This is a genomic window from Photobacterium sp. R1 (assembly GCF_054600795.1).
In genome coordinates this window covers 1-243 of record NZ_BAAHZP010000882.1, presented here as the reverse complement: position 1 = coordinate 243, position 243 = coordinate 1, and the positions used below count along the sequence as shown (strand labels likewise).

Annotated in this window: 1 pseudogene; it reads left to right on the top strand. The window is 53.9% G+C overall.

The window, feature by feature from the left end:
* Positions 1–243: pseudogene (gene truB, locus ACYP03_RS27595) on the top strand (tRNA pseudouridine(55) synthase TruB); the annotation flags it as partial.

The window sequence follows — 243 nt, the reverse complement described above, 5'->3', positions numbered from 1 at the left end:
TAAAACGCATTTTCTTTGCGGAAAAAGCAGGCCATACCGGTGCGAAGGATCCACTGTCGACGGGCATGTTGCCGATTTGTCTGGGGGACGCGACCAAGTTTTCCCAGTACCTGCTGGATTCTGACAAGCGTTACCGTGTGATTGCCAAACTCGGTGAGCGCACCAACACCTCCGATTCGGATGGAGATGTTGTCGAAAACCGTGAGGTGAAAGTGGACCGCGGCCAGCTTGAGCGTTGCAATG